This is a genomic window from Citricoccus sp., assembly GCF_035445025.1.
Lineage (GTDB): Bacteria > Actinomycetota > Actinomycetes > Actinomycetales > Micrococcaceae > Citricoccus.
Genome location: NZ_DAOMPX010000102.1, coordinates 3,089 through 4,793 on the forward strand (window position 1 = coordinate 3,089; position 1,705 = coordinate 4,793).

General features: G+C 71.3%; 2 protein-coding genes. Both read right to left on the reverse strand.

From position 1 onward, the window contains the following. Window positions 1-34: 34 nt before the first annotated feature. Window positions 35-277 carry a hypothetical protein gene (locus tag PLJ28_RS14865; RefSeq protein WP_298044683.1) on the reverse strand — a complete coding sequence of 81 codons (243 nt, stop codon included), beginning with the start codon at window positions 275-277 and terminating at the stop codon, window positions 35-37. A gap of 29 nt (window positions 278-306) precedes the next feature. Next, the gene (glmM, locus tag PLJ28_RS14870; RefSeq protein ID WP_298044685.1) at window positions 307-1,653 is read right to left on the reverse strand and encodes a phosphoglucosamine mutase; all 1,347 of its coding nucleotides are present in this window, start codon (window positions 1,651-1,653) and stop codon (window positions 307-309) included. Between the last annotated feature and the right edge of the window lie 52 nt (window positions 1,654-1,705).

Consider the following 1,705-nt stretch of genomic DNA (forward strand, 5'->3'; position numbering starts at 1 on the left):
GGCCTGACCGGGGCCTGATGAGGTCACGGCAGTGTCAGGGACCGATGCAGGGGATCCAGTCGCGGTCCGGGTCCTCGCAGGTCGGCAGGGTCATGGCGAAGAGGACCATGACGATCATGACCGCCCCGGCGGCCAGGACGCCCAGGAACAGCAGCACCTTGCTGAGGCGCGGGGTGGCCTCCTCCGGCGACAGCTCCTCGGACACCGCCTCCTCGAGGTCACGGTCCTCCCCGGACGGATCCCCGTCCGGTGCGGTCGGTTCCTGCTCGGTGGTCATGCCCTGCTCATACCCGGCGCCGGGGCCGCTCAGGACAGGGCGAGTTCGCGCTTGACGATGGTGGCCAGGTCCTCGGCCTCGCGGCGGGCGACGTCCTCGTGCTCGGCCTCCACCATCACCCGGACCACGGGCTCGGTGCCCGAGGGGCGCAGCAGCACGCGGCCGGAGGCACCCAGGCGGGCCTCGGCGTCGGCGACGGCGGCCTGGACCTCGGCGTCCAGGCCCGTGCGGGACTTGTCCACGCCCTTGACGTTGACCAGCACCTGCGGCATCCGCTGCATGACCTGGGCGAGCTCGGCGAGCGTCTTGCCGGTGGCGGCGAGCCGGGCCCCGAGCTGCAGGCCGGTGAGCACCCCGTCCCCGGTGGTGGCGTAGTCGGCGAAGATGACGTGGCCGGACTGCTCGCCGCCCAGGGAGTAGGACCCGTGCTTCATCCCGGCCAGCACGTACCGGTCGCCCACCTTGGTCTCCACCAGGCGCACGCCCTCGCGCTGCATGGCCAGCTTCAGCCCCAGGTTGCTCATGACGGTGACCACCAGGGTGTCGTCCTTGAGCCGGCCGGCCTCCTTGAGGGCCACGGCCATGATGCCCATGATCTGGTCCCCGTCCACCACGGTGCCGGTGGCGTCCACGGCCAGGCACCGGTCGGCGTCGCCGTCATGGGCGATGCCGAAGTCCGCCCCGTGCTCGATCACGGCCTGCTGCAGGTTCTGCAGGTGCGTGGAGCCGTAGCCGTCGTTGATGTTGATCCCGTCCGGATCGGCACCGATCACCACGATGTCCGCGCCGGCGTCCTTGAACGCCTGCGGGGAGCAGCCGGCCGCGGCGCCGTGGGCGCAGTCCAGCACGACCTTCAGCCCGTCCAGCCGGTTCGGCAGGGACTTCAGCAGGTGGATCACGTACCGGTCCTCGGCGTCCGCGAACCGCTGGATCCGCCCGACGTCGGCCCCCGTGGGCCGCAGCGGGGCGCGGTCCATCTGCCGGACGATCGCGTCCTCCTGGTCGTCGGTGAGCTTCTCACCGCCGCGGGCCAGGAACTTGATGCCGTTGTCCGGGGCCGGGTTGTGCGAGGCGGAGATCATCACCCCGAAGTCCGCGTCCAGGTCCCCCACGAGGAAGGCCGCGGCCGGGGTGGGCAGCACGCCGGCGTCATAGACGTCGACGCCGGCGCTGGCCAGTCCCGCCTGCACGGCGGCGTTCAGGAACTCGCCGCTGATCCGGGGGTCCCGGGCCACCACCGCGGTCGGCCGTCGGCCGGCCGACACCTCGTGCCCGAGGACCGCGGCGGCGGCCTGGGACAGTTGCATTGCCAGTTCGACGGTCAGCTCTCCGTTGGCCAGGCCGCGGACGCCGTCAGTTCCGAATAATCTGCTCATCACGGTGGATTCTATGCCCCGGGAATGAGTTTTCCGTGTCATGTCGCTGTGG

Excerpts from the sequence above, each read along its gene's own strand:
- glmM (WP_298044685.1), bottom strand. The coding sequence starts at position 1,653 with ATGAGCAGATTATTCGGAACTGACGGCGTCCGCGGCCTGGCCAACGGA.
- PLJ28_RS14865 (WP_298044683.1), bottom strand. The coding sequence starts at position 277 with ATGACCACCGAGCAGGAACCGACCGCACCGGACGGGGATCCGTCCGGG.